The organism is Agromyces sp. P1_H4, from assembly GCF_056405255.1.
In genome coordinates this window covers 1-7,539 of the sequence record NZ_JBFUCL010000183.1, presented here as the reverse complement: position 1 = coordinate 7,539, position 7,539 = coordinate 1, and the positions used below count along the sequence as shown (strand labels likewise).

Annotated in this window: 8 protein-coding genes; 6 read left to right on the top strand and 2 right to left on the bottom strand. The window is 68.5% G+C overall.

Annotated features, from left to right (window positions below; all coding sequences use genetic code 11):
• Positions 1 to 967, top strand: a 967-nt coding sequence (locus AC1DY2_RS11955) for an alkaline phosphatase family protein (protein ID WP_476762630.1), incomplete at its 5' end; no start/stop codon positions are given.
• Between the two features lie 36 nt (positions 968 to 1,003).
• Here the strand turns inward: AC1DY2_RS11955 and AC1DY2_RS11950 are convergent.
• Positions 1,004 to 1,588, bottom strand: a complete 585-nt coding sequence (locus tag AC1DY2_RS11950; RefSeq protein ID WP_309978504.1) for a DUF3043 domain-containing protein — start codon at positions 1,586 to 1,588, stop codon at positions 1,004 to 1,006.
• A gap of 37 nt (positions 1,589 to 1,625) precedes the next feature.
• Between AC1DY2_RS11950 and AC1DY2_RS11945 the strand changes: the two genes are divergently transcribed.
• The 5 genes from AC1DY2_RS11945 (at position 1,626) to AC1DY2_RS11925 (ending at position 6,741) form a co-directional block, all read left to right on the top strand.
• Entirely contained in the window at positions 1,626 to 3,053 is a 1,428-nt protein-coding gene (locus AC1DY2_RS11945; RefSeq protein WP_476762629.1) for a M20/M25/M40 family metallo-hydrolase, read from the top strand.
• 79 nt (positions 3,054 to 3,132) lie between these two features.
• Positions 3,133 to 3,483, top strand: a complete 351-nt coding sequence (gene erpA, locus AC1DY2_RS11940) for an iron-sulfur cluster insertion protein ErpA (protein WP_309978508.1) — start codon at positions 3,133 to 3,135, stop codon at positions 3,481 to 3,483.
• Between the two features lie 199 nt (positions 3,484 to 3,682).
• The gene (gene ctaC / locus AC1DY2_RS11935) at positions 3,683 to 4,585 is read left to right on the top strand and encodes an aa3-type cytochrome oxidase subunit II (protein ID WP_309978510.1); all 903 of its coding nucleotides are present in this window, start codon (positions 3,683 to 3,685) and stop codon (positions 4,583 to 4,585) included.
• Positions 4,582 to 6,318 carry an aa3-type cytochrome oxidase subunit I gene (gene ctaD, locus AC1DY2_RS11930; RefSeq protein ID WP_476762628.1) on the top strand — a complete coding sequence of 579 codons (1,737 nt, stop codon included), beginning with the start codon at positions 4,582 to 4,584 and terminating at the stop codon, positions 6,316 to 6,318. The genes ctaC and ctaD overlap by 4 nt, the downstream gene beginning before the upstream one ends.
• Positions 6,319 to 6,741, top strand: a complete 423-nt coding sequence (locus AC1DY2_RS11925) for a cytochrome c oxidase subunit 4 (protein ID WP_476762627.1) — start codon at positions 6,319 to 6,321, stop codon at positions 6,739 to 6,741.
• 57 nt (positions 6,742 to 6,798) lie between these two features.
• Here AC1DY2_RS11925 and AC1DY2_RS11920 read toward each other — a convergent pair.
• Positions 6,799 to 7,539: methyltransferase domain-containing protein (locus AC1DY2_RS11920; protein WP_476762626.1), on the bottom strand; the 741-nt coding region annotated here is incomplete at its 5' end.

Below are 7,539 nucleotides of genomic sequence, written 5' to 3'. Positions count from 1 at the left end.
CTTCCTGGCGGGGCGGATGTCGCGGCGCGACGTCATCCGCACGGTCGTGCCGTCGACGACCGCCGCGGCGATCGCGAGCTTCACCACCGGCCGGATGCCGGGGGAGCACGGGCTCGTGGGCTACCGGGTGCTCGACGCCGCCCACGATCGCCTCGTCAACCAGCTGAGTGGCTGGGACGCCGGCATGGTCCCCGAGACCTGGCAGCGCTCGAGGACCCGCTTCGAGGAGGCCGCAGGGCGCGGCATCCGGAGCTTCGCCGTCGGCGCGGCCCGTTACGCCGACTCGGGCTTCACCCGGGCCGTGCTGCGCGGAGCGGAGTACCGCGCGGCCGCGACCATCGCCGACCGGTTCGCCGAGGCGCGCACGCTGCTCGAGGGGGATGCGGGTGCGCTCGTCTACCTCTACGTTCCCGAACTCGACCAGGCGGCCCATGCGCACGGCTGGGAGTCCGACCGCTGGCTCGGCATCCTCGAGCAGCTCGACGCCGAGCTGTCCGCCTTCGAACGACGGATGCCGCGTGGCACGGGCCTGCTCGTCACCGCCGACCACGGCGTGATCGACGTGCCCGCCCACCGGCACGTGTTCATCGACGCGAAGCCCGGACTCGTCGACGGCGTGCGGCACGTCGGGGGTGAACCCCGGTTCCTCTCGCTCCATCTCGAGCCCGACCTCGACGCTGCGGCTCGCGCGGAGCTCGTCGATCGATGGCGTGCCGCCGAGGAGCATCGCGCGTGGGTCGTCACGCGCGAGGAGGCGATCGCCGCGGGCATGTACGGCGAGGTCGCCGACGAGGTGCGGCCCCGCATCGGCGACCTGCTCGTGATCGCCCGGGCGGGCATCGCGTACTACGACCGGCGGGAATCGAATCGGCAGGCGGAGTCGATGATCGGCCAGCACGGCTCGCTCAGCGACGAGGAGACCCGGGTGCCGCTGATCAGGGCCGGAGCGTACGCGCGAGCGGACTGAGCCGCGTGGCCGTTCGCGAGCGCGTGCGCATCCGGGTCAGGACGGGTACTGCCCGCGCTTGACCTGCGGCTTCGGAAGCCGCAGCGGACGAAGCTGCAGCGCACGCATCGCCGCGTACCAGCGCACGCGCTCCGCCTTGTCCGCGCCGAACTTGGCCTGCACCTTGCGCGTGACGACGTATCCGAGGATCACGACGTCGACGACGGCGATGAGGAAGAACGCCCAGAGGGCGAGGATGCCGATGGTCTGCACCTGGGCGCTCGGGATCAGCGTCAGGAGGATCACGAGGAACATCACCGGGATGAGCACCTCGCCGATGCTGAACCGGGCGTCGACGTAGTCGCGCACGAACTTCTTCTGCGGCCCGCGGTCGCGTGCGGGCAGGTAGCGGTCGTCGCCGAGGGCCATGCCGACCCGGGCGCGCTCGCGCGCCTCGGACTGCTGGGCGCGGGCCTGCTTCGCCGCTTCCTTGCGGTCGTTGGGGACGAGCGGTCGCTTGCGTGCGGCCTCCTGCTCGGCGCGGCTCGGCGTGGGCGCACCCTTGCCGGCCTTCACCCGGGCCTGGGTCTCTTCGAGCGTCTCGACGCTCGGCTGGTCGCTGCTGTTCGGTTGCTTTGCCACGGGAGTCCTCGGTTCGGTTGCCCTTAAGATTACCGGCATGACCGACCCCCGACTCACCGAATCCGACGTCGTTTCCGCACCCGAGACCTCCGAGGCCATCCGCGCAGCCGTGGACGCCGGATTCCCGGCCACCGTCGCCGACCTCGCCGGCCTCGTCCGCATCCCATCCGTGTCGTGGCCGGCGTTCGACGCGGCCCACGTGGCCGAGAGCGCCGAGGCGGTCGCAGCACTCCTGCGCGGCACCGGCGTCTTCGACCTGGTCGAGGTGCGCCGGGCGGCGGTCGAGGACGGATCCGAGCTCGGCCAGCCGGCGGTCGTCGCCAGCCGCCCGGCGCGCAACGGCCGGCCCACCGTGCTCCTCTACGCCCACCACGACGTGCAACCTCCCGGCAAGGACGAGGACTGGGAGACCCCTCCGTTCGAGCCCACGCAGCGGGGCGATCGCCTGCACGGACGCGGCGCGGCCGACGACAAGGCGGGCGTGATGGCCCATGTCGGCGCCATCCGCGCGTTCGCCGAGGCATCCGGCGACTTCGATCTCGGCATCGCCGTCTTCGTCGAGGGCGAGGAGGAGTGGGCGTCGCGGTCGTTCGCGAACTTCCTCCGCGAGAACCGCGACCTCCTCACCGCCGATGCCATCATCGTCGCCGACTCCGGCAACTGGGACCTCGAGACGCCCGCGATCACGGTCGCGCTCAGGGGCGCCGTCGCATTCAACGTGCGCTTCGACACCCTCGACCACGCGTCGCACTCCGGCATGTACGGGGGAGCGGTGCCCGACGCCATGCTCGCGGCCATCCGCACCCTCGACACCCTCTGGGCGCCCGACGGCTCGGTGGCTGTGGCGGGCCTCCGCAGCGCCGACCTCGAGACGCCCGCGTACGACGAGGACCAACTGCGCCGCGAGACCGGACTGCTCGACGGCGTCTCACCGATCGGCAACGGCACGATCCTGTCCCGCATCTGGGCGCAGCCGGCGGTCACGATCACGGGCATCGATGCCCCGGATGTCGCGAACGCCTCCAACACGCTGGTGCCGGGGGTGCGCGTGCGGGTCAGCGCGCGCATCGCTCCCGGTCAGGACGCCGACGAGGCGTACGAGGCGATTCGGACGCACCTCGAGGCGAATGCCCCGTTCGGCGCGCGCCTCACGTTCGAGGACGTCGACACGGGGCAACCGTTCCTCGTCGACACGAGCGGCTGGGCGGTCGCCGAGACGCGGGCGGCGATGGCGGCGGGCTGGGGTCGCGAGCCGGTCGAGATCGGCGTCGGGGGCTCGATCCCGTTCATCGCCGAGCTCGTCGAGGAGTTCCCCGGAGCGCAGATCCTCGTGACCGGCGTCGAGGATCCCGACTCCCGCGCCCACAGCCCCAACGAGTCGCTGCACCTCGGGGTATTCAAGCGCGCCCTGCTCAGCGAGGCGCTGTTCCTGGCGCGCCTCGAGGGCAGGACCACGACTTCCTGAGCAAAGACCGGACGCGCACTCCGGTTCCGCGGTTACCATTGAGGGAGGTTCCCGCGTTTCCGACGCACCGAGGAGAGACATGAGCGACACGATCACCGAGACCGCGCACGGCGTGAAGCTGAGCGACCCCGCCGCCGACAAGGTGCGCAGCCTCCTCGAGCAGGAGGGACGCGACGACCTGCGCCTCCGCGTCGCGGTGCAGCCGGGCGGTTGCTCCGGCCTCATCTACCAGCTGTACTTCGACGAGCGTCTCCTCGACGGCGACGCGGTGGTCGACTACTCGGGTGTCGAGGTCGTGGTCGACAAGATGAGCGTCCCCTACCTCGACGGCGCCTCCATCGACTTCGAGGACACCATCCAGAAGCAGGGCTTCACGATCGACAACCCCAACGCCCAGGGCAGCTGCGCGTGCGGGGACTCGTTCCACTGAGCGCAGCCCATCACGCTCCGAAGGGAGGTCGCCGAGGCGGCCTCCCTTCGTTGTTTCCGCCGATCGAGATGGAAATCCGCGTCGCGACGTGCTCGATCGGAGCCCCGCGTGCACACCCGGGCAGCAGGTTCGGAGTAGGCTAGGTCTCGATCACCGCGCTTCGCTGAGAAGCGCCTTCGAGTCTCCCGAAAGGTCACCGGTGCGCCACAATCGCCGTCTCCGATGGGCTGCAATCCCGATCGCAGCGTCGCTCAGCCTCGTCCTCGCAGGATGCACCGAGGCGCAGCTGAACGGATTCCTCCCCGGATTCGAAGCCGGTCAGCCGCCGGTCACGAACCACACCGAGCTCGTGTCGGGCCTCTGGGTCACCTCATGGATCGTGCTGCTCGTGGTCGGCGTCATCACGTGGGGCCTCACCATCTGGGCGGTCATCGCCTATCGCCGTCGCAAGGGCCAGACCGGGCTCCCGGTGCAGCTGCGCTACAACATGCCGATCGAGGTCTTCTACACGATCGTGCCGCTGATCCTCGTGCTCGGCTTCTTCGCCTTCACGGCACGCGACCAGGCGATCATCGAGCAGCGCTTCGCGGAGGACGACATCGACGTCAAGGTCGAGGTCATCGCCAAGCAGTGGGCGTGGGACTTCAACTACGTCAATGAAGACGTGTACTCGCCCGGCATCCAGGGCCAGCTCTCCGACGAGGGTGCGAAGGGCTCGCTCGTCCAGTCCGAGCTGCCCACGCTCTACCTGCCCGTCGGCAAGAACGTCGAGATCGAGCTCCAGTCGCGCGACGTGATCCACTCGTTCTGGGTCGTGGACTTCCTGTACAAGAAGGACATGTTCCCGGGCAAGACGAACTACATGTCGTTCGTCCCCGAGCGCGAGGGCACGTACGAGGGCAAGTGCGCCGAGCTCTGCGGCGAGTACCACTCCCTCATGCTCTTCAACGTCGAGGTCGTCTCCGAGTCCGAGTACGAGCAGTACATCGAGTCGCTGCGCGACCTCGGCCAGGAGGGTCAGCTCTCCGACGAGTACGACCGCAACCAGAACCTGCCCGGCACGGGCACGCCCAAGCTGCAAGAGGAGACCCAGTCCGAATGAGCACCACGACCGCACCGGCTCGCCCTCAGTCGAGCAGCCTGCCGTTCGGCGCTTCCAAGGTCGAACGCAAGGGCAACATCCTCGTTCGGTGGATCACCTCCACCGACCACAAGGTCATCGGGTACCTGTACCTGATCACCGCGTTCATCTACTTCTGCATCGGCGGCGTGATGGCCCTCATCATCCGCGCGCAGCTCTTCGAGCCCGGGCTCGAGATCGTCCAGACCCGCGAGCAGTACAACCAGCTGTTCACGATGCACGGCACGATCATGCTGCTCATGTTCGCGACGCCGCTCTTCGCCGGATTCGCGAACGTGCTCATGCCGCTGCAGATCGGCGCGCCCGACGTCGCGTTCCCGCGCCTCAACGCCTTCGCGTACTGGCTGTTCAACTTCGGCTCGCTCATGGCGGTCGCCGGCTTCTTCACGCCGCAGGGCGCCGCCTCGTTCGGGTGGTTCGCCTACCAGCCGCTCGCGTCGACGACGTTCTCACCAGGCATCGGCGGCAACCTGTGGATGCTGGGTCTCGGCCTCTCGGGCTTCGGCACCATCCTCGGCGCCGTGAACTTCATCACCACGATCATCACCATGCGCGCGCCCGGCATGACCATGTTCCGCATGCCGATCTTCACGTGGAACACGCTCGTCACCTCGATCCTCGTGCTGATGGCCTTCCCGGTGCTCGCCGCCGCGATCCTGGCGGCCGGCGCCGACCGGGTCTTCGACGCCCACATCTACGATCCGGCCAACGGCGGCGTCATCCTGTGGCAGCACCTGTTCTGGTTCTTCGGGCACCCAGAGGTGTACATCATCGCGCTGCCCTTCTTCGGCATCGTGTCGGAGATCTTCCCGGTGTTCAGCCGCAAGCCGATCTTCGGCTACAAGACCCTCATCTACGCGACGATCGCGATCGCCGCGCTGTCGGTCACGGTCTGGGCCCACCACATGTACGTCACCGGCTCCGTGCTGCTGCCGTTCTTCGCACTGATGACCATGCTCATCGCGGTTCCCACCGGCGTGAAGATCTTCAACTGGATCGGCACCATGTGGCGCGGTTCGATCACCTTCGAGACGCCGCTCGTGTGGTCGATCGGCTTCCTCATCACCTTCGTGTTCGGCGGCCTGACCGGCGTCATCCTCGCATCGCCGCCGCTCGACTTCGCCGTCTCCGACACCTACTTCGTCGTCGCCCACTTCCACTACGTCGTGTTCGGCACCGTCGTGTTCGCGATGTTCGCCGGGTTCTACTTCTGGTGGCCGAAGTGGACCGGCAAGATGCTCAACGAGACGCTGGGCAAGTGGCACTTCTGGCTGCTGTTCATCGGCTTCCACACGACGTTCCTCATCCAGCACTGGCTGGGCGTCGTGGCGATGCCGCGCCGGTACTACTCGTACCTGCCCGAGGACAACATCACCTGGATGAACCAGCTCTCCACGATCGGTGCCGGCATCCTCGCCGTCTCGATGATCCCGTTCTTCCTCAACGTGTACATCACGGCGCGCCGCGCGCCGAAGGTCACGGTGAACGACCCGTGGGGCTACGGCCGCTCGCTCGAGTGGGCCACGAGCTGCCCGCCGCCGCGCCACAACTTCACGTCCATCCCGCGCATCCGGTCCGAGGCCCCCGCGTTCGACCTGAACCACCCCGAAGCCGGCATCCCCGTGGGCATCGGTCCGGCCAAGGACGCACCCGAAGCACCGGTCTACGACGCAGCGACGAAGGAAGTCAAGTAAATGCGCGCGAACGCCATTCTGTTCTGGATCCTGGCGGGCTTCTTCGCCTTCTCGGCGATCCTCTACAGCGTCTGGACCAGCATCGACGGGAACGACCCCGGCGTGGAGTGGGCGGGAACCGTCGCGCTCTCGCTCACGACCGTCCTGGCCGCATTCATCGCCTTCTACCTCGGACGAGTGCACAAGGCGCAGGGCGCTGAGCTTCCCGAGGACCGGCTGGACGCCAATATCGACGACGGCGACCCCGAGCTCGGGTTCTTCAGCCCGTGGAGCTGGTGGCCGATGGTGCTCGCCGCCGGTGCGGCGCTCGCGTTCCTCGGTCTCGCCATCGGCTTCTGGATCGCGTTCATCGCCGTGCCGATCGTCGTGATCGCCCTGGTCGGATGGGTCTTCGAGTACTACCGCGGCAACTTCGCACGCTGAACCGAGCCGCGCATTCGCGGGAAGCCCCGGCGCCTCGGCGCCGGGGCTTCCCGCATCTCACCTCCGTGCGAACACGATGAGGTCGATGGAGACGGTGACGTCGAGCAGGAGGTCCTCCGCTCCGTCAGTGCTCGGGCTGTCCGTGCTCGTCAGGCTGGTCGTGTGGTGCGCTGAAGGGCCCATGCCCACCAGGAGTCGGCGCAGGCGCGCATCAGCCGGCAGGGCGTACTCGACGGTCACCATCGTCGCCACCTCCAGCCCCACCGCGGCGAACTGCCTCGTCACCTGATCGGACTTTCCGGCCGGCACGTCGAGCATCGCGCCGTCCCGGCGCAGTTCGGCGAGGTGGCGGTCGCGTGGCACCACCACCATGAGTCGCCCACCGGGCGCGAGGATGCGAGCGAACTCGGGCGGATTGCGCGGACCGAACACGTTGAGCGCGACGTCGACCACGCTGTCCCGGATCGGCAGCGGACTCCACAGGTCGAGGACGACGCCGGTTGCGTCGGGGATCGACCGCAGGCTCATGCGCACGGCGTCGGGGGAGCGGTCGGCCAGGAGCAGGCGTGCATCCGGAACCGAACGCGCGAGGGCACCCGAGTAGTAGCCGGTGCCGCAGGCGAGGTCGGCGATGCGCATCGAACCGTCACTCGAGACGGTGGAATCGACCAGGCTGGCCTCGATCATCGCGTCGGAGATGGGGGAGTAGGCACCGCCGTCGAGCAACGAGGCCCGCGCCGCGAGCATCTGGCGATCATCACCGAGCGTTCGCGGCGCACGTGGAGGCAGGAGCGTCAG

Bases quoted from the DNA above. Each gene is read 5' to 3' on its own strand.
- AC1DY2_RS11945 (WP_476762629.1), top strand. From the start codon at position 1,626: ATGACCGACCCCCGACTCACCGAATCCGACGTCGTTTCCGCACCCGAG.
- erpA (WP_309978508.1), top strand. From the start codon at position 3,133: ATGAGCGACACGATCACCGAGACCGCGCACGGCGTGAAGCTGAGCGAC.
- ctaD (WP_476762628.1), top strand. From the start codon at position 4,582: ATGAGCACCACGACCGCACCGGCTCGCCCTCAGTCGAGCAGCCTGCCG.
- AC1DY2_RS11925 (WP_476762627.1), top strand. From the start codon at position 6,319: ATGCGCGCGAACGCCATTCTGTTCTGGATCCTGGCGGGCTTCTTCGCC.